Annotated in this window: 20 protein-coding genes; 14 read left to right on the top strand and 6 right to left on the bottom strand. The window is 71.3% G+C overall.

Annotated features, from left to right (window positions below):
• Positions 1-3: 3 nt before the first annotated feature.
• Positions 4-1,344 (bottom strand): D-arabinono-1,4-lactone oxidase, encoded by a 1,341-nt coding sequence (locus M5362_RS04925; RefSeq protein WP_260226055.1) that lies wholly within the window; start codon positions 1,342-1,344, stop codon positions 4-6.
• Positions 1,283-2,545, bottom strand: a complete 1,263-nt coding sequence (locus tag M5362_RS04920; RefSeq protein ID WP_260226054.1) for an MFS transporter — start codon at positions 2,543-2,545, stop codon at positions 1,283-1,285. Before M5362_RS04920 ends, M5362_RS04925 begins: the two co-directional genes overlap by 62 nt.
• A 132-nt stretch (positions 2,546-2,677) precedes the next feature.
• Between M5362_RS04920 and M5362_RS04915 the strand changes: the two genes are divergently transcribed.
• Both M5362_RS04915 and M5362_RS04910 read left to right on the top strand, forming a co-directional pair.
• On the top strand, positions 2,678-3,805 hold the full coding sequence (locus M5362_RS04915; protein WP_260226053.1) for a ferrochelatase: 1,128 nt from the start codon (positions 2,678-2,680) through the stop codon (positions 3,803-3,805).
• A gap of 9 nt (positions 3,806-3,814) precedes the next feature.
• Positions 3,815-4,639 (top strand): inositol monophosphatase family protein, encoded by an 825-nt coding sequence (locus tag M5362_RS04910; protein ID WP_260226052.1) that lies wholly within the window; start codon positions 3,815-3,817, stop codon positions 4,637-4,639.
• A gap of 86 nt (positions 4,640-4,725) precedes the next feature.
• Here the strand turns inward: M5362_RS04910 and M5362_RS04905 are convergent, their stop codons facing one another.
• Complete coding sequence (locus M5362_RS04905; RefSeq protein ID WP_260226051.1) at positions 4,726-4,899, bottom strand: hypothetical protein; 174 nt, start codon at positions 4,897-4,899, stop codon at positions 4,726-4,728.
• 393 nt (positions 4,900-5,292) lie between these two features.
• Between M5362_RS04905 and M5362_RS04900 the strand changes: the two genes are divergently transcribed.
• The 4 genes from M5362_RS04900 to M5362_RS04885 all read left to right on the top strand — a co-directional run bounded on the left by M5362_RS04900 (position 5,293) and on the right by M5362_RS04885 (position 8,940).
• Entirely contained in the window at positions 5,293-5,946 is a 654-nt protein-coding gene (locus tag M5362_RS04900) for a response regulator transcription factor (protein ID WP_024758527.1), read from the top strand.
• Positions 5,947-5,950: 4 nt separating this feature from the next.
• On the top strand, positions 5,951-7,186 hold the full coding sequence (locus tag M5362_RS04895; protein ID WP_260226050.1) for a cell wall metabolism sensor histidine kinase WalK: 1,236 nt from the start codon (positions 5,951-5,953) through the stop codon (positions 7,184-7,186).
• A 395-nt stretch (positions 7,187-7,581) separates the two neighbouring features.
• Entirely contained in the window at positions 7,582-7,878 is a 297-nt protein-coding gene (locus M5362_RS04890) for a DUF4193 domain-containing protein (RefSeq protein ID WP_003955561.1), read from the top strand.
• A 12-nt stretch (positions 7,879-7,890) separates the two neighbouring features.
• The gene (locus tag M5362_RS04885) at positions 7,891-8,940 is read left to right on the top strand and encodes a hypothetical protein (protein WP_260226049.1); all 1,050 of its coding nucleotides are present in this window, start codon (positions 7,891-7,893) and stop codon (positions 8,938-8,940) included.
• Here the strand turns inward: M5362_RS04885 and M5362_RS04880 are convergent.
• Positions 8,937-9,497, bottom strand: a complete 561-nt coding sequence (locus M5362_RS04880) for a DUF3093 domain-containing protein (protein WP_260226048.1) — start codon at positions 9,495-9,497, stop codon at positions 8,937-8,939. The two genes, M5362_RS04885 and M5362_RS04880, sit on opposite strands and share 4 nt — an antisense overlap.
• A 58-nt stretch (positions 9,498-9,555) precedes the next feature.
• Here M5362_RS04880 and M5362_RS04875 point away from each other — a divergent pair, with 58 nt between their 5' ends.
• The 8 genes from M5362_RS04875 to M5362_RS04840 all read left to right on the top strand — a co-directional run bounded on the left by M5362_RS04875 (position 9,556) and on the right by M5362_RS04840 (position 17,201).
• Positions 9,556-10,140, top strand: a complete 585-nt coding sequence (locus M5362_RS04875) for a PaaI family thioesterase (protein WP_260226047.1) — start codon at positions 9,556-9,558, stop codon at positions 10,138-10,140.
• Entirely contained in the window at positions 10,140-10,652 is a 513-nt protein-coding gene (dut, locus tag M5362_RS04870; RefSeq protein ID WP_260226046.1) for a dUTP diphosphatase, read from the top strand. The genes M5362_RS04875 and dut overlap by 1 nt, the downstream gene beginning before the upstream one ends.
• 1 nt (position 10,653) lies before the next feature.
• Positions 10,654-11,415, top strand: a complete 762-nt coding sequence (locus M5362_RS04865) for a DUF3710 domain-containing protein (protein WP_260226045.1) — start codon at positions 10,654-10,656, stop codon at positions 11,413-11,415.
• Positions 11,416-11,570: 155 nt separating this feature from the next.
• Entirely contained in the window at positions 11,571-12,305 is a 735-nt protein-coding gene (locus M5362_RS04860) for an ABC transporter ATP-binding protein (protein ID WP_260226044.1), read from the top strand.
• Between the two features lie 158 nt (positions 12,306-12,463).
• Positions 12,464-15,010: a sensor histidine kinase KdpD gene (locus M5362_RS04855; protein WP_260226043.1), complete on the top strand. Its 2,547-nt coding sequence runs from the start codon at positions 12,464-12,466 to the stop codon at positions 15,008-15,010.
• Between the two features lie 239 nt (positions 15,011-15,249).
• Positions 15,250-15,933, top strand: a complete 684-nt coding sequence (locus M5362_RS04850; protein WP_260226042.1) for a response regulator — start codon at positions 15,250-15,252, stop codon at positions 15,931-15,933.
• Between the two features lie 113 nt (positions 15,934-16,046).
• Positions 16,047-16,445 carry an OB-fold nucleic acid binding domain-containing protein gene (locus M5362_RS04845; RefSeq protein ID WP_260226041.1) on the top strand — a complete coding sequence of 133 codons (399 nt, stop codon included), beginning with the start codon at positions 16,047-16,049 and terminating at the stop codon, positions 16,443-16,445.
• Between the two features lie 3 nt (positions 16,446-16,448).
• Complete coding sequence (locus M5362_RS04840; RefSeq protein ID WP_260226040.1) at positions 16,449-17,201, top strand: DUF3159 domain-containing protein; 753 nt, start codon at positions 16,449-16,451, stop codon at positions 17,199-17,201.
• A 104-nt stretch (positions 17,202-17,305) separates the two neighbouring features.
• On the opposite strand, the gene M5362_RS04835 is transcribed toward M5362_RS04840, so the two are convergent.
• Together M5362_RS04835 and M5362_RS04830 are read right to left on the bottom strand one after the other, a co-directional pair.
• On the bottom strand, positions 17,306-17,986 hold the full coding sequence (locus M5362_RS04835; RefSeq protein ID WP_260226039.1) for a TrkA family potassium uptake protein: 681 nt from the start codon (positions 17,984-17,986) through the stop codon (positions 17,306-17,308).
• Complete coding sequence (locus tag M5362_RS04830; RefSeq protein ID WP_260226038.1) at positions 17,986-18,654, bottom strand: TrkA family potassium uptake protein; 669 nt, start codon at positions 18,652-18,654, stop codon at positions 17,986-17,988. Before M5362_RS04830 ends, M5362_RS04835 begins: the two co-directional genes overlap by 1 nt.
• Positions 18,655-18,726 lie beyond the last annotated feature (72 nt).

Genomic DNA, 18,726 nt, shown 5'->3' with positions numbered 1-18,726 from the left:
CCGTCAGTCGCCCAGCACACGCCGCAGATAGTCGTTGGCGAACAGCCGGCCGGGGTCGAGCCGGTCGCGCAGCGCCGTGAACTCCGCGAAGCGCGGATAGACCTCGGAGAAGTACGCGGCGTCCCGGGTGTGCACCTTGCCCCAGTGCGGCCGGCCGCCGTGCGCGGTCATGATGCGCTCCACCGCGGTGAAGTACGCGCGGTGGGGCGTGCCCTTGTAGAGGTGCACGGCGATGTACGCCGTCTCGCGGCCCGAGGCCGTGGAGAGCGCGATGTCGTCGGCGGGCGCCGTCCGCACCTCCACCGGGAAGCTCACCTTCAGCGGCGAGCGTTCGACCATCGCCTTCACCTCGCGCAGCGCCGCGACGGCGGCCTCGCGCGGCAGGGCGTACTCCATCTCCAGGAAGCGGACCCGGCGCGGGGAGGTGAAGACCTGGTACGGGATGTCGGTGTACGTACGGGCCGACAGCGCGCGGCTGGAGACCTTGGCGATCGACGGGATCACCGGAGGGACCGCGCGGCCCAGCGAACAGGCGAGCTGGAAGACCCCGTTGGAGAGCAGCTCGTCGTCGATCCAGGCGCTGACCTTCCCGGGCGGGGCGGCGGGGCCGGCGCTCCGGTTGTTGCGCTTGGTGTTGCAGTTGTCCGTGTGGGGGAACCAGTAGAACTCGAAGTGCTCGTTCTCCGCGTGCAGCGCGTCGAACTCCGAGGTGACCTTGTCGAAGGTCATCGGCTCCTCCCGCGCGGTGAGCAGGAAGATCGGCTCCACGGCGAAGGTGATCGCCGTGACCACGCCGAGCGCGCCCAGGCCTATCCGGGCGGCCGCGAAGACCTCGGGATTCTCCTTCTCCGAACAGGTCAGCAGCTGTCCGTCCGCGGTGACCAGCTCCAGCTCCCGGATCTGCGCGGCGATCGACGCCGAGTCGCGTCCGGTGCCGTGCGTTCCGGTGGAGGTGGCCCCGGCGACCGTCTGCTCCATGATGTCGCCCATGTTCGTGAGCGAGAGCCCCTCGCGGGCGAGCGCCAGGTTGAGCCGCTTGAGCGGAGTGCCGGACTCCACGGTCACGGTCATCGCGTCGCGGTCGATCCGCCGGATGCCCGTCAGCAGATCGGGGCGGATCAGCACGCCGTCCGTGGCGGCGATCGAGGTGAAGGAGTGACCGGTGCCGACCGTCTTCACCCGCAGGCCGTCCGCGGCCGCGCTCCTGACCGCGTCGGCCAGCTCCTCGGCCGAGGCGGGGCTCACCTCCCGCGCGGGACGGGAGGTGACGTTCCCCGCCCAGTTACGCCACGGGCTGCTCGCCGCCCTCGTGCTCGTCCACCGCTTCGTCGGCGTACTGCTCACGCTGCCCCTCCCGTGTCGGCACCGGCCTGCGCAGCCGGCGATACCCCAGGAGACCCACCGCCACCGCGAGCGCGCCCGAGACGACGGGCACCACGTACGCCGCTTCCGCGCCCGACGCGTCGACCACCCAGCCGGCGGCCGAGGAGCCGAGCGCCACCCCGACGGCCAGCCCGGTCCCTGTCCAGGTCATGCCCTCGGTCAGCTTGGTGCGAGGTACGTGCGCTTCGACGAGGGCCATGGTGGTCACCATCGTCGGTGCGATGGAGAGGCCCGCGACAAAGAGCGCCACGGCCAGCAACGGCAGGTTCCCGGCCAGTAGGAGGGGGATCATACTCACGGCCATCGCGCAGACACCCACCAGCCAGGTGCGCGACGGCTCGCCCTTGAGGTGCAGCAGACCGAAGACCGCGCCGGCCAGGCAGGAGCCCAGCGCGTAGACCGCGAGGACCAGGCTGGCGGCGGCCTTGCTGCCCTGCTCCTCGGCGAAGGCCACGGTCACCACGTCGATGGAGCCGAAGATCGCGCCGGTGGCGACGAAGGCCAGGGCCAGGACCTGCAGCCCGGGGGAGCGGAGCGCCGAGCCGCCGGAGTTCCCGTCGTGCGGATGCGGCGTCGGCTCGGTGGCGGTCAGCGAGGTCAGCCAGAAGACGCCGACGGCGAGGAAGACGGCGGCGAAGAGCGGTCCCGCCTCGGGGAACCAGATCGTCGACAGACCGATCGAGATGATCGGGCCGAAGATGAAGCACACCTCGTCGACGATCGACTCCCAGGAGTACGCGGTGTGCAGCCGGCGGGCCTCGCCGTGGTAGATCTGCGCCCAGCGGGCCCGGGTCATCGCGCCGAGGCTCGGCACACAGCCGATGACGGCGGTGAAGACGAAGAGGGTCCAGTCCGGGAGGCCCTGCTGGACGCAGATCAGCAGCCCGGCCGCGGCCGCCACCGAGACGAGGGTCACCGGACGCAGCACGCGGCGCTGGCCGTACCGGTCGACCAGCCGGGAGACCTGGGGGCCCAGCACCGCGGCCGCCATGGCCATCGTCGCCGAGAGCGCGCCCGCGAGGCCGTACCGCCCCGTGACCTGGGAGATCATCGTGACGATGCCGATGCCCATCATGGACAGCGGCATCCGGCCGATGAAGCCGGCGACCGAGAACGACCGGGTGCCGGGTGCCGCGAAGATCGCGCGATAGGGACTGGGCAAGGGGATCTCCGGGCGTCTGCTCAACACGTGTAATTAATAGCTAAAGCCTACGGTGTTGAACTGAATGCCGCAGCATCTTTTCCGGTCGGGGCGGGCCGTCGGCCGTCAGGGGCGGGTGGGAGGATCGGTGCCATGTCCGATCAGCACGATCCCGCACCGTACGACGCCCTTCTGCTGCTCTCCTTCGGCGGCCCCGAGGGCCCGGACGACGTCGTCCCGTTCCTGGAGAACGTCACCCGCGGCCGAGGCATCCCCAAGGAGCGGCTGAAGGAGGTGGGGCAGCACTACTTCCTCTTCGGCGGTGTCAGCCCGATCAACGACCAGAACCGCGCGCTGCTCGACGCCCTGCGCAGGGACTTCGCGGAGACCGGCCTCGACCTGCCGGTCTACTGGGGCAACCGGAACTGGGCGCCGTACCTCACCGACACCCTGCGGGAGATGGTCACCGACGGCAGGCGTCACATCGCCGTCCTCACCACCAGCGCCTACGCCTCGTACTCCGGCTGCCGGCAGTACCGCGAGAACCTCGCCGACGCGCTCTCCGAGCTGGAGGCGGAAGGGCTCCCGCTGCCCCGGGTCGACAAGCTCCGGCACTACTTCAACCACCCCGGTTTCGTCGAGCCCATGGTCGAGGGGGTGCTCGCCTCGCTGGCCGAGTTCGACGAGTCCGTCCGCGCCGGCGCCCACCTCGCCTTCACGACCCACTCCATCCCCGACTCGGCCGCCGACTCCTCGGGGCCCCTCGGCGAGCACGGCGAGGGCGGGGCGTACGTGAAGCAGCACCTGGACGTGGCCCGGGTGATCGTCGAGGAGGTCCGCAGGAAGACCGGCGTCGAGCACCCCTGGCAGCTCGTCTACCAGTCCCGCAGCGGCGCCCCCCACATCCCGTGGCTGGAACCGGACATCTGCGAGCACCTGGAGGAGCTGCACGGCGCCGGGGTCCCGGCCGCCGTGATGGTGCCGATCGGCTTCGTCTCGGACCACATGGAGGTCCTCTACGACCTCGACACCGAGGCCGCCGCCAAGGCCGCCGAGCTGGGCCTCCCGGTGCGCCGCTCCGCGACCGTCGGGGCCGACCCCCGCTTCGCCGCGGCCGTGCGGGACCTCGTCCTGGAGCGCGCGGCGAGCGAGCGCGGTGCCCGGGCCGAGCGATGCGCCCTCGGCGCCCTCGGCCCCTCCCACGACCTCTGCCCGATCGGCTGCTGCCCCGCCCGGGCGGAGCGGCCCGCGGCGGCCGGCGCCGACAGCCCGTACGCCTGAGGAGCCCCCGTGACCCACTCCGTGAACCCCGAGCCGTCCGACGCCCTGCTGACCGAACTGCTCGACCTCGCCCTGGAGGCCGGACGCCGGGCCGGCGCGCTGCTGCGTGACGGCCGACCGGACGACCTGACGGTGGCCAGGACCAAGTCCAGCCCCATCGACGTCGTCACCGAGATGGACATCGCCGCGGAGAAGCTGATCACCGGCTTCCTCGGCGAGCACCGGCCGGACGACGGCCTCCTCGGCGAGGAGGGCGCCGCCACCCCCGGCACCAGCGGCGTCCGCTGGGTGATCGACCCGCTCGACGGAACGGTGAACTACCTCTACGGCCTGCCGACCTGGTCGGTCTCCATCGCCGCCGAGCTCCACGGCGAGACCGTCGTCGGCGTCGTCGAGGCGCCCATGCGGAACGAGGCGTACCGGGCGGTGCTCGGCCGCGGCGCCCACCTGGGGGAGCGCCGTCTCGCGGTCCGCCCCGCACCCACGCTCGACCAGGCCCTGATCTCCACCGGCTTCGCCTACGTCCAGACCCGCCGCGCCCACCAGGCCGACATCGCCCAGCGGATGATCCCGCGCCTGCGCGACATCCGGCGGGGTGGATCGGCCGCGATCGACCTCTGCGATGTCGCCGCCGGCCGGCTCGACGGCTACTACGAGCGCGGCCTCAACCCCTGGGACCTCGCCGCGGGCGACCTGATCGCCCGCGAGGCGGGCGCCCTGACCGGTGGGCGGCCCGGTGAGCGCCCCTCGGGGGAGCTGGCCGTCGCGGCCCCACCCGGTGTCTTCGAGCCGCTCCAGGGGCTTCTGGAAGAGCTCGGGGCCTGGCACGACTAGGCCCTGTCGACGACAGGGCCTAGGCCCCCGCGGACGCGAAGAGGCCCCGGTGTCGTCGACACCGGGGCCACTTCCGTACCAGGGGGTCAGGCGCTGGCGGCGCCGACCTCTACGCCGTGCTCGGCGGCAAGGCGGTGCAGGTCTTCGAGCTCAGCCTGCTCGACCTCCGCGAGGAAGTCGTCGCCCGTCTCGCGTGCCCGTGTGAGGTCGGTCTGCGCAGTCCTTATGCGCTGCAGCAGTCCTGCGGTGAAAGCGTCCATCGTGCGCCCCCTCGTCATGGGTCGGTGGCACGGGGGTGTGCCGAGGGTGGGTGGATCACACGCTGTTACCTCTGGGGGACAGAGCGGCATGTGGCCTGCCACGTACGTGCCACATACAGGGCGTGATCACGGGGTGTGCAGACGTCCTCCCCAGGAGTTTCCTCACAGAAACCTCAACTGGCCCGTGAATCAGGTGAATTCTTCGCGCGCCCCCTCTCGCCCCGCCTATGCTTCCGCGCGCCCCCGGACCGTACTGGCGCTCCTCCCCGGCCTCCCCTACGCCGCCTTACAGCCGGTTTACGCGCGTACGGGGCAGGATGGACACGCACAGTCAGTGCTCACCATCGCCCGGTCCGCATCAGGGGCAGGGGCCCGTAGGAAGGAATGACCGACGTGCGCGTACTCGTCGTCGAGGACGAGCAGCTGCTCGCCGATGCGGTGGCCACCGGACTGCGCCGGGAGGCCATGGCCGTCGACGTCGTGTACGACGGCGCCGCAGCTCTGGAACGGATCGGGGTGAACGACTACGACGTGGTCGTCCTCGACCGCGACCTCCCCCTGGTCCACGGCGACGACGTCTGCCGGAAGATCGTCGAACTGGGCATGCCCACCCGCGTCCTGATGCTCACCGCCTCCGGTGACGTCAGCGACCGCGTCGAGGGTCTGGAACTGGGCGCGGACGACTACCTTCCGAAGCCGTTCGCCTTCACCGAGCTCACCGCGCGCGTGCGCGCGCTGGGCCGGCGCACCACCGTGCCGCTGCCGCCCGTCCTGGAGCGCGCCGGCATCAAGCTCGACCCGAACCGCCGCGAGGTCTTCCGCGAGGGCAAGGAGGTCCAGCTCGCCCCGAAGGAGTTCGCGGTCCTGGAGGTGCTCATGCGCAGCGAGGGCGCGGTCGTCTCGGCCGAGCAGCTCCTGGAGAAGGCCTGGGACGAGAACACCGACCCGTTCACCAACGTCGTACGGGTCACGGTCATGACCCTGCGCCGCAAGCTGGGCGAGCCGCCGGTCATCGTGACCGTCCCCGGCTCCGGCTACCGGATCTGACCCGGTGGCCGCGACCCCCGCGCCCCCACAGGCGCCCCCGAAGCCGACCTGGGACCCCAGGGACCCGGTCAGGCCGCTGCTCCGCCCGACGATCCGGATACGGCTCACGCTGCTGTACGGCGGGATGTTCCTGATCGCCGGCATCCTGCTGCTGTCGATCATCTACCTCTTCACCGCGCAGGCCCTGGGCGACAGCGCCTCCGAGCTGCCGTTCAAGGTCGTCAAGGGCGAGGTCCAGCCGACCACCTCCTGGTGCCAGCTGCCCGCCTCGGGCACCGGCGACCAGCTCAACGAAGCCGTCTCCGCCTGTCTCCAGCACCAGCGGGACCTGGCGCTCGACGACCTCCTGCGCCGCTCCCTCTTCGCCCTGCTCGGTCTGAGCATCATCGCCTTCGCCTTCGGCTACGCCATGGCAGGCCGGGTGCTCTCCCCGCTGGGGCGGATCACCCGGACCGCCCGCCAGGTGGCCGGATCCGACCTCGCCCGCCGGATCGAGCTGGACGGTCCGGACGACGAGCTGAAGGAGCTCGCGGACACCTTCGACGAGATGCTGGAGCGGCTGGAGCGGGCCTTCACCGCCCAGCAGCGCTTCGTCGCCAACGCCTCGCACGAGCTGCGCACGCCGCTGGCGATCAACCGCACGCTCCTGGAGGTCCATCTCTCCGATCCCGGGGCGCCCGTCGAGCTCCAGCAGCTCGGCAAGACCCTGCTGGCCACCAACGAGCGCAGCGAGCAGCTCGTGGAGGGCCTGCTGCTGCTCGCCCGCAGCGACAACCAGATCGTCGAGCGCAAGCCGGTCGACCTGGCCGAGGTCGCCTCGCGCGCCGTCGACCAGGTGCACGCGGAGGCCGCGTCCAAGGGCGTGGAGATCCGCAGCGAGTGCGGGCCGGCCGTCGTCCAGGGCAACGGCGTCCTGCTGGAGCGGATCGCGCTGAACCTGGTCCAGAACGCCGTGCGGTACAACGTGACCGGGGGAGGCTGGGTCGAGGTCACCACCGAGACCGAGCACGGCCAGGCGCTCCTGGTCGTCTCGAACACGGGCCCCGTGGTCCCGGCCTACGAGATCGACAACCTCTTCGAGCCGTTCAGACGGCTGCGGCAGGAGCGGACGGGGAGTGACAAGGGAGTCGGGCTCGGCCTGTCGATCGCCCGATCCGTCGCGCGCGCCCACGGCGGCCGTATCATCGCGGAGCCCCGCGAAGGCGGCGGTCTCGTGATGCGTGTCACTCTCCCGATCTGACACACTTCGGGTACCAGCCGGTTCCGTTCGCTTTGCGCGGAATTTTCGGATCCCGTTCCTGAGACGCCCCTGTGTGATCGATCACAGGAACGCACATCCGGCTCTCTACTCTCCGTGATCGAGAATTCCATGGGAAAACCCGGAAAAGTCCGGGTTTCCCGGGCCCTGGATGACGGGAAGTACACGGGGTGGCGCCCGTGAAGGACGGCAGGCGGACCGTGTACGGTCCCGTTCGCCACCCAAAGCCGATCTCTCGTGAGAGGGCCGGTTGGGTGTCGATTGAGTAACAGACCTTGATGTGAGGCAAAATCTCCGCCTCAGGTCGGGCACAAGTCCGGCCTCTCACGCGTTACGTGCGCTGGAGACACCGCAACCACCCAGAGGGGGAGAGCGACATGGCAACGGATTACGACACCCCACGCAAGACCGACGACGACGTCGATTCGGACAGCCTTGAGGAACTGAAGGCCCGCCGGAACGACAAGTCGACCTCGACGGTCGACGTCGACGAGTTCGAGGCCGCAGAGGGCCTGGAGCTGCCCGGCGCAGACCTGTCGAACGAAGAGCTCGCCGTACGGGTCCTGCCGAAGCAGGCCGACGAGTTCACCTGCATGAGCTGCTTCCTCGTGCACCACCGCAGCCAGCTGGCTCGGGAGAAGAACGGTCAGCCGATCTGCCGCGACTGCGACTGAGATCGGTCGGCCGTGGCAGGCGACGACACACCTTCTCGGAAGCGTCGCTTCCGGCTTCCTGGGAGGCCGGAGGCGAACCAGGGCGGCTCGGAGGCGGCAGAGGGTGCCCAGGAGGCACCGGAAGCCGAGCAGACCGCCCTCCTGCCCTCCCTCGGCGCACGTGACGACGAGCGGGGCCGCTCGGCCTCGCTCGAAGCAGCCGCGCCTGGTACGCCCGGGTCCGGCACACCCGTGCCCGACCCGCCCGCGACCGAAGCGACCGCGACACCGGTACCGGTGGAGCGGGAGGCCTCGCGGGGCGGGCGCCGTCGCGACGCCGTCAAGCGCGTCGCCGATCCGGCGCGCGCCCAGCTGGACCGACTGAAGCTCGACCGCGCGCGGATCGACGCCGTCAAACGCGGCGTGAAGCGTGGCGGTGAGAGCGCCAAGGCCGGACTCGGCTATCTCGCCGACCGGATCATCGAGCTCGCCCCGCGCGTCCCCGTCCGGGACCTGGCGACGCTGCGCAAGCACTTCCCGGGACTCGGCCCCGAGCAGATCGCCGACAAACTCGTCGCGGGCGCCTGCAACGCCAGCTCGACCGTCGGCGCCGGCGTCGGGGCTGCCGCCATGCTGCCCGTGCCCCCCGCGATGCCCGCCGAACTGGCCGCGGAGATCACCGGGGTCGCCGCGATCGAGATCAAGCTCATCGCCGAGCTGCACGAGGTCTACGGCGTCCGGCCACCCGGCACGCTCACCCAGCGGTCGACGGCGTATCTGACCTCCTGGACGGAGGAGCGGGGCATCGACCCCGGGAAGCCGACGACCGTCAACGCTGCGCTCGGCGGACAGCTCAAGCGCGAGCTGCGCCAGCAGATCATGAAGCGCATGGTGCGCAACCTGCCCAACCTGATGCCGTTCATGGTCGGCGCGGCCGTCGGAGCCGTCATGAACCGCCGCGACACCAGGAAGCTCGCCCAGCACGTCCGCAAGGACCTGCGCGCGCGACAGGTGCCCTGGAACGCCCTGGAGGGGCTGCCCCCGCTGGAGCAGCCGGAGAACCCCAAGGAGATCGGCTTCTAGGCCTCGGAGCGGGCCGCCTCGGAGCCGGCTGCCTCGGAGCGGGCTGCCTCGGAGTCGGCCGCGTCGGAGCCTGCTGCCTCGGCGCGGGCCGCGTCGAGCGCCGCGACCAGGCCCTCCGGGTCACGGCTGGAGAGGTACACGTACGGCGTCGGGTCGGAAGGGTCCGTGACCTCGACCCGCACCGCGCGCGGCACGTAGCTGCGCAGCACCATGAAGGCGCGCGGATCGGCCTTGAACGTGCGCCAGGCACGCGCCTCCTCCGCGTCCAGCACCTCCGGCGTCCCCAGCGCCGAGACCGGGATCCGCGCGTCGCCCGCGACCAGCGAACCGGCCACCACCCGGATCCGGGCCGAGCCGTACGAGGAGACCGCCACGGCCGCCAGCGCGCCCGCCACGATCAGCCCGCCCAGCGTGGGAACCGTACCCAGCGGGAACGTCACCAGACCGCCGCTGAGCGCCAGCAGAACCGTGATCACCCACCACGAGCCGGGAGCGGTCAGCCGCTCGTCGAAGCGCGGCGCGGCGGTCGGAGCGGAGGGCGAGGCGGAAGGCTGCATGCGTCCAAGCTTGGCACGGCGCGACCCGCGCCTGGCCTCGCGGGTAAGGTCTGCGGCTGTGACCGCAACATCTCCCGCCCTCACCCCGCCGGCCGACGCCATACCGCCGGTACGACACCCCGACGCGCCCGCCCCCGGCGAGCTGCTCGGCGCGCACTATGAGCACTGCTTCGGGTGCGGCGGCGGGCAGCCCCACGGGCTTCATCTGGAGGCCAGGGCCGGCGAGGGCGTGACCGTCACCGCCGAGTTCACCGTGACCCCCGACCACCAGGGCGCCCCCGGCCTCGCGCACGGCGGCGTCCTCGCCACCGCGCTCGACGAGACCCTCGGCTCCCTGAACTGGCTGCTGCGCGTCATCGCCGTCACCGGACGCCTGGAGACCGACTTCGCGCGGCCCGTCCCGGTCGGCACCGTCCTGCACCTGGAGGCCCAGGTCACCGCCGTGCACGGGCGCAAGATCTACTCGACCGCCGTCGGCCGGATCGGCGGGCCCGACGGCCCCGTCGCGGTCCGCGCCGACGCCCTCTTCATCGAGGTCAAGGTCGACCACTTCATCGACAACGGCCGCCCGGAGGAGATCCAGGCCGCCATGTCCGACCCCGACCAGGTCCGGCGCGCCCGCGCCTTCGAGGTGAACCCCTGATGCGCAACCCTGTCGACGTACTGATCCGGCGTGTGGACCCGGACGTACCGATCCCCGCCTACGGACACCCCGGCGACGCCGGCGCCGATCTCGTGACCACCGAGGCGGCCGTCCTGGCCCCCGGTGAGCGGGCCGTACTGCCCACCGGGATCTCCATCGCGCTCCCGGACGGCTACGCCGCCTTCGTGCACCCGCGTTCCGGCCTGGCCGCCCGCTGCGGAGTCGCCCTCGTGAATGCCCCAGGGACGGTGGATGCCGGGTACCGTGGAGAGATCAAGGTGATCGTGGTCAATCTCGACCCGCGCGAGAGCGTGCGGTTCGAGAAGTTCGACCGGATTGCCCAACTGGTCGTCCAGCAGGTCGAGAAGGTGCGCTTCCACGAGGTGGCGGAGCTTCCCGGCTCGGCGCGGGCCGAGGGGGGCTTCGGGTCCACCGGCGGTCATGCCGCCGTGGACGGCACAACGGGTGGGAATCGATACGCTTCGGTCGTATCCGACCGGGAAGGACAGTGACGTGTTCGGACGTCGCAAGAAGAGCGGTGCCGCTGAGGACGCAGCGGGCGAGGCCGAGCAGGTCGTCGACGAGGTCGACACTGACGACACGGCCGGCGCGCCGCGTCGGGTGAACCTTCCGCCGGCGCCCCGGCCCGACGGACCGTGGGACATCTCCGAGGTCTCCAAGCCGGAGGACGGCCGCGTGGACCTCGGCGGCATCTTCGTGCCCGGAGTCGAGGGCATGGAGCTGCGGGTCGAGGTGGCGGGCGACGCGATCGTCGCGGCCACCGTCGTACTGCGCGACAGCGCCGTGCAGCTGCAGGCCTTCGCCGCACCGAAGAAGGAAGGCATCTGGGGCGAGGTCCGCGAGGAGATCGCCTCCGGCATCACCCAGCAGGGCGGTGTCATCGACGAGGTCGAGGGCCCGCTGGGCTGGGAGCTGCGGGCCCAGGTCCCGGTGCAGCTGCCGGATGGCACCGGCGGTGTGCAGCTGGTGCGCTTCGTGGGCGTCGACGGCCCGCGGTGGTTCCTGCGCGGAGTGATCTCCGGCCAGGGCGCCGTGCAGCCGGAGGCCGCCGGTCTCCTGGAGCAGATCGTCCGGGACACCGTGGTGGTCCGTGGCGAGGGCCCAATGGCCCCGCGCGACCCGATCGTCCTCAAGCTGCCCAACGACGCGCAGATGGTGCCGGACGGCGTGCAGCAGGAGGAGCAGGAGGGCTCGCGCTTCTCCGGAGGCATGGGCCAGCTCCAGCGCGGACCGGAGATCACCGAGGTCCGCTGACCCGGTTCCGTCCCGTACGCAGATCAAGGCCGGTGGGCCGTATTCCGAACAGCTTGTCCGGAATACGGTCCACCGGTGCGTTCAGGCCCTGGCCCGGCGGCCCCTCGGCGGCTCATACTGACGGGCGCACACGGTCGACGAGGGGGAGCACGGGGATGAGTGAGAGCAGCGTGCGGTCCGGCACGGCGGTCGCCGAGGACCCGACCGGCGGACCCATGGTCCGCGTCGAGAACCTGCGCCGCTCGTACGGTACGGGGGAGGCGGCCGTCCACGCCCTGCGCGGGGTCTCCTTCGACATCCCGCGCGGCGAGCTCGTCGCCCTGAAGGGCCGTTCGGGCTCGGGCAAGACGACCCTGCTCAACCTGGTCGGAGGCCTGGACAGCCCGGACGGCGGCCGGATCACCATCGACGGGACGGACCTCGCGGAGCTCGGCGAGAACGGGCTCCTGGAGCTGCGCCGGGACCGCATCGGCTTCATCTTCCAGTCCTTCGGACTCATCCCGATCCTGACCGCCGCGGAGAACGTGGGGGTGCCGCTGCGGCTGCGCAGGGCCGACCCGAGGGAGCGGGAGGACCGGGTCGCCCTCCTCCTCGCCCTGGTCGGCCTCGCCGACCACGCGGCGCAGCGGCCCGGCGAGCTCTCCGGCGGCCAGCAGCAGCGCGTCGCCATCGCCCGCGCTCTCGCCAACAAGCCGGCCCTGCTGATCGCCGACGAGCCGACGGGGCAGCTCGACGCGGAGACCGGGCTCGCGGTGATGCAACTCCTGCGCGCGGTGGTCCACAGCGAGGGAGTCACCGCCCTGGTGGCCACCCACGACGCCCAGCTCCTGGGGCTCGCCGACCGTGTGCTCGAACTGAGCGACGGCGAGATCGTCGAGCACACGGCCTGAGGCGCATGCGGGGCCGCACCAGCCTCACGCCGTGTCGCCCGGCGTTCACGGGGTGCGGGCCCGCACCCGCGGCCGGCCCCATCAGAATCCCGTCAATACGGCTCGTCCGACCTGCCCCCTGTGCGGAATGTCCGATTCGCTGGACGTAAGGTCATGGCATGGGACGGGGCAAGCTACGGATCTACCTCGGGGCTGCGCCGGGCGTCGGCAAGACCTACGCGATGCTCTCGGAGGGACACCGCCGGGTCGAGCGCGGCACGGACTGCGTCGTCGCCTTCGTCGAGCACCACGGCCGGCCGCGCACCGAGGTGATGCTGCACGGCCTCGAACAGATGCCGCGCCGGACCCTCGCGTACCGCGACACTTCCTTCACCGAGATGGACGTGGACGCGGTTCTGGCGCGGAAGCCCGCCGTCGCCCTCGTGGACGAACTGGCCCACACCAACGTGCCCGGCTCGCGCAACTCCAAGCGCTGGCAGGACGTCGAGGAACTGCTCGCGGCCGGGATCGACGTCATATCCACGGTCAACATCCAGCACCTGGAGTCGCTGGGGGACGTGGTCGAGTCCATCACCGGCGTACGGCAGCAGGAGACCGTCCCCGACGAGGTCGTGCGCCGCGCCGACCAGATCGAACTGGTCGACATGTCGCCCCAGGCCCTGCGGCGCCGCATGGCCCACGGCAACATCTACAAGCCGGACCGGATCGACGCCTCCCTCGCCAATTACTTCCGCCCCGGCAACCTCACGGCCCTGCGCGAGCTGGCGCTGCTCTGGACCGCCGACCGGGTCGACGAGTACCTCCAGCAGTACCGCGGCGAGCACGGCATCCGCTCCACCTGGCAGGCCCGTGAACGGATCGTCGTCGGCCTCACCGGCGGTCCCGAGGGCCGCACCCTCATCCGGCGCGCCGCGCGACTGGCCGAGAAGGGCGCGGGCGGCGAGGTGCTCGCCGTCTACATCGCCCGCAGCGACGGCCTCACGTCCGCCTCGCCGAAGGAGCTCGCCGTCCAGCGGACCCTGGTCGAGGACCTGGGCGGAACGTTCCACCACGTCATAGGCGACGACATCCCCTCCGGCCTGCTGGAGTTCGCCCGGGGCGTCAACGCCACCCAGGTCGTCCTCGGCTCCAGCCGCCGCAGGACCTGGCAGTACATGTTCGGACCCGGCGTCGGCCAGACCGTCGCCCGCGAGTCCGGCCCCGACCTCGACGTCCACATCGTCACCCACGAGGAGGTCGCCAAGGGGCGCGGACTGCCCGTCGCCCGCGGCGCCCGCCTCGGCCGCTCCCGGATCATCTGGGGCTGGCTGATCGGCGTCGGGGGCCCGGCCCTGCTCACCCTGCTGCTCACCCATGTCGACGCGGACCTCGGTCTGGCCAACGACATGCTGCTGTTCCTGGCGCTGACCGTGGCCGCGGCGCTGCTCGGCGGACTCCTGCCGGCACTGGCGTCGGCGGCCTTCGGCTCCTTCCTGCTGAACTGGTTCTTCACTCCGCCGCTGCACCGGGTGACCATCGCCGACCCGAAGAACATCGTCGCCATCGCCGTCTTCTTCGGCGTCGCGGTGGCCGTGGCCTCGGTGGTCGACCTGGCCGCCCGCCGGACCCATCAGGCGGCCCGGCTGCGCGCCGAGGCCGAGACGCTCTCCTTCCTCGCGGGGAGCGTGCTGCGCGGGGAGACCAGCCTGGAGTCCCTGCTCGAACGGGTCCGGGAGACCTTCGCGATGGAGTCCGTCGCCCTGCTGGAACGCAGGAGCGACGTCGAGCCCTGGACCTGTGCGGCGAGCGTGGGATCGCGCCCGGTCGTGCGGCCCGAGGACGCGGACGTGGACATGCCGGTCGGTGAGCATCTGGCGCTCGCCCTGACCGGCCGGGTGCTGCCCGCCGAGGACCGGCGCGTGCTCGGCGCCTTCGCCGCGCAGGCCGCGGTCGTACTGGACCGCCAGCGGCTCGTCGGCGAGGCCGAGGAGGCCCGCAAGCTGGCGGAGGGCAACAAGATCCGTACGTCACTCCTCGCGGCCGTCAGCCACGACCTCCGTACCCCGCTCGCCGCCATCAAGGCGGCCGTCTCCTCCCTGCGCTCCGACGACGTGGAGTGGTCCGAGCAGGACCGGGCCGAGCTTCTCGAAGGCATCGAGGAGGGTGCGGACCGGCTCGACCACCTGGTCGGGAACCTCCTCGACATGTCCCGGCTCCAGACCGGCACCGTCACCCCGCTGATCCGCTCCATCGACCTGGACGAGGTCGTCCCGATGGCGCTCGGCGGGGTGCCCGACGGCAGTGCCGAGCTGGACATCCCCGAGACCCTGCCGATGGTCGAGGTCGACAAGGGGCTCCTGGAGCGCGTCGTGGCCAACATCGTCGAGAACGCCGTGAAATACAGTCCGGACGGGGTGCCGGTGGTCGTCTCCGGCAGCGCCCTGGGCGAGCGGGTCGAGCTGCGGGTCGTCGACCGCGGGCCGGGGGTCCCGGACGAGAGCAAGGAGCACATCTTCGAGCCGTTCCAGCGCTTCGGGGATGCCCCGCGCGGCTCCGGTGTGGGCCTGGGCCTCGCGGTCGCCCGCGGCTTCGTCGAGGCCATGGGGGGCACCATCACCGCGGAGGACACCCCCGGAGGCGGCCTGACCATGACGATCACCCTCAGGGCCGTGACGGGCCGGCCCCCGCCGCCGGTCGCCGATCTGCCCGCCCGGGTGACCTCGTGACGTCGTGCCTCGTGACCTCGTGACCTCGTGACCTCGTGACCCCGTGACAGCGGGCCCGGTGAGCCCGTGACCCTGACGACCGTGAGCCCGTGCCCCTGACGACCGTGACGACCGTGACGACCGTGACGACCCTGAGCCCGTGACCCTGACCGCCCTGACGACCGTGACCTCTTGACCTCGTGACCGCACGGATTCCCCCGTACTCCCAGACGTACGAAGCAGAGAGAAGGAAGCCCTCGATGACCCGGGTTCTCGTCGTCGACGACGAGCCACAGATCGTCCGCGCGCTGGTGATCAACCTCAAGGCGCGGAAGTACGAGGTGGACGCGGCGCCCGACGGCGCCACCGCCCTTCGGCTCGCCGCCGAACGCCATCCCGACGTGGTCGTCCTCGACCTCGGCCTGCCGGACATCGACGGTGTCGAGGTCATCAAGGGCCTGCGCGGCTGGACCCGTGTGCCGATCCTGGTGCTCTCGGCACGCCAGACCTCCGACGAGAAGGTCGGGGCCCTGGACGCCGGAGCCGACGACTACGTCACCAAGCCCTTCGGGATGGACGAGCTCCTGGCCCGGCTGAGGGCCGCGGTCCGCAGGGCCGAGCCGGTCGGCGGCGACGACGGCCTCGTGACCGTCGAGGCGGAGGGCTTCACGGTCGACCTGGCCGCCAAGAAGGTCCACCGGGACGGGCGCGACGTACGCCTCACGCCCACCGAGTGGCACCTGCTCGAAGTGCTCGTCCGCAACAGCGGGCGCCTCGTGAGCCAGAAGCAGCTCCTGCAGGAGGTCTGGGGCCCGTCGTACGGCACGGAGACCAACTATCTGCGGGTCTACATGGCGCAGCTGCGGCGCAAGCTGGAGGTCGACCCCTCGCACCCGCGGCACTTCGTCACCGAACCGGGCATGGGCTACCGCTTCGAGCGTTGAGACGAACGGCGGCGGGTGCCCGGAGAGGCGCCCGGAAGACGGCCGGAGCCACCCCGACGCCGTCCGTTCGGAGGGCCGGTTCCCTTGTCCGTGGGGGCCGGTACGCTTTCTGTATGAGTGCTGCACCGCGTACAGAGAAGCCGGCCGGACGGTTCCGCCGGATGCTCGACCGGCTGTCCACCTCGCAGGAGGAACTGGAGTCCGTCGAGCTCCAGGAGGACGCCGAGGCGTCGGGCTGCACGCGTATCTGCGACTGCTCCGACCGCCAGATAGTCAAGGTGACTGGTACCTTGCGCACGGTCACGCTGCGTCCCAGGGCGGGTGTGCCCGCCCTGGAGGCCGAGCTGTTCGACGGCACGGCCCCGCTGGACGTGGTGTGGCTGGGCCGGCGGTCCATCGTGGGCATCGAGCCGGGCCGCAAGCTGATCGCCTCCGGCCGGATCTCCATGAGCCACGGCCGGCGGGTCCTCTTCAACCCCAAATACGAGCTCCGACCGCTCGGACAGGAGTAGCCGGTGACGTCGCTCGACAAGCCGACGGATCACGACGCCCCGGACAGCAAGGGCGCGCAGGAAGCGCAGGCCTCCAAGGAGGTCACCGAGGCCGCGCTCTTCGAGGCCTTCGGCGGCCTGCGGGGCATGATCGAGACAGTCCTGCCCGGTCTGCTCTTCGTCACGATCTTCACGATCAACAAGGACCTGCACATCTCGGCGATCGCGGCCCTCGCGGTCTCCCTGCTGCTGGTCGCCGTCCGGCTGGTCCGCCGGGACACCGTCAAGCACGCCTTCAGCGGCGTCTTCGGCGTGGCGTTCGGCGTCGTCTTCGCGATGATGACCGGCAACGCCAAGGACTTCTACCTGCCGGGCATGCTGTACACGCTGGGCCTCGCCCTCGCGTACATCATCACCACGATCGCGGGCGTCCCGCTGATCGGCCTGATGCTCGGCCCGGTCTTCAAGGAGAACCTCTCCTGGCGGACCCGCAACCCCGGGCGCAAGAAGGCCTACGCCAAGGCGAGCTGGGCGTGGGGCCTGATCCTGCTCGGCAAGTGCGCGATCCTCTTCCCGATGTACTGGTGGGCCGACACGACCAAGTTCGGCTGGGTCCTCGTCGCGCTGAAGATCCCGCCCTTCCTGCTCGCGGTGTACCTGACGTGGGTCTTCCTGGCGAAGGCCCCGCCGCCGATCGACGTCTTCGCCGAGATGGAGGCGGAGGAGGAGGCCGAGAAGGCCCGCAAGGCGGCCGCGGCACGGCAGCCGGAAGCGTAGGCCGCAGTACGCCGTGTACGGCGTGTACGGCGTGTACGGGGAAGGGCCCGGGACTTCAAGGTCCCGGGCCCTTCCCCGTACACAGGCACAACACGGCCCGGACGTCAGCCCTTCGGCGCGCCCTCGCTGCGGACCGACAGCAGGTCCTCCAGCTGCTCCTCGCGCGCCTGGGCGGCCACGAAGAGAAGCTCGTCGCCCGCCTCCAGGGTCTCCTCCGGGCTCGGGGTCAGCACCCGCGAGCCGCGGATGATCGTCACGAGGGAGGTGTCCTGCGGCCAGGCCACGTCGCCGACGGCCGTTCCCGCGATCGCCGACTCCGGCGGGAGCGTCAGCTCCACCAGGTTCGCGTCGCCGTGGCTGAAGCGCAGCAGCCGGACCAGGTCGCCGACGCTCACCGCCTCCTCCACCAGGGCCGACATCAGACGCGGAGTCGACACGGCGACGTCCACGCCCCAGGACTCGTTGAAGAGCCACTCGTTCTTCGGGTTGTTCACCCGGGCGACCACGCGCGGCACGCCGTACTCGGTCTTCGCGAGCAGCGAGACGACCAGGTTCACCTTGTCGTCACCGGTGGCCGCGATCACCACGTTGCAGCGCTGGAGCGCCGCCTCGTCCAGCGAGGTGATCTCACAGGCGTCGGCGAGCAGCCACTCCGCCTGCGGCACCCGCTCCACCGAGATGGCGGTGGGCGCCTTGTCGATCAGCAGGACCTCGTGGCCGTTCTCCAGGAGCTCGCCCGCGATGGAACGGCCCACCGCACCCGCGCCCGCAATAGCGACACGCATCAGTGACCGCCCTCCTCAGGACCCTCGGCGAAGGCCTCCTCGACCTTCTCGATCTCGTCCGTGCGCATCATCACGTGCACGAGGTCGCCCTCCTGCAGCACGGTCTGCGAGGAGGGGATGATCGACTCGCCCAGCCGCGTGAGGAACGCCACGCGCACGCCCGTCTCGTCCTGCAGCTTGCTGATCTTGTGGCCGATCCACGCGGCGGACGTGTGCACCTCCGCGAGCTGCACCCCACCGCTCGGGTCGGTCCACAGGGGCTCCGCGCCCGACGGCAGCAGGCGCCGCAGCATCTGGTCGGCGGTCCAGCGGACCGTGGCGACGGTCGGGATGCCGAGGCGCTGGTAGACCTCGGCGCGCCGCGGGTCGTAGATCCTGGCGGCCACGTTCTCGATGCCGAACATCTCGCGCGCGACCCGCGCCGCGATGATGTTCGAGTTGTCGCCGCTGCTCACCGCGGCGAAGGCACCGGCCTCCTCGATCCCCGCCTCGCGCAGCGTGTCCTGATCGAAGCCGACGCCGGTGACACGGCGCCCGCCGAAGCCGGAGCCCAGACGGCGGAAAGCCGTCGGGTCCTGGTCCACGACGGCGACGGTGTGCCCCTGCTGCTCCAGGGTCTGCGCGAGAGCGGCTCCCACTCGCCCGCAGCCCATGATGACGATGTGCACGTCCCCTTACCCCGCACTCCTGATCGTCTTACTGACCTGCGAATACACCCTGCTCACAACTTTCCTCACCCG

The sequence above is a fragment of the Streptomyces sp. Je 1-79 genome (assembly GCF_025195125.1).
Classification (GTDB): domain Bacteria; phylum Actinomycetota; class Actinomycetes; order Streptomycetales; family Streptomycetaceae; genus Streptomyces.
This window is presented reverse-complemented; position numbering and strand designations above follow the sequence as displayed.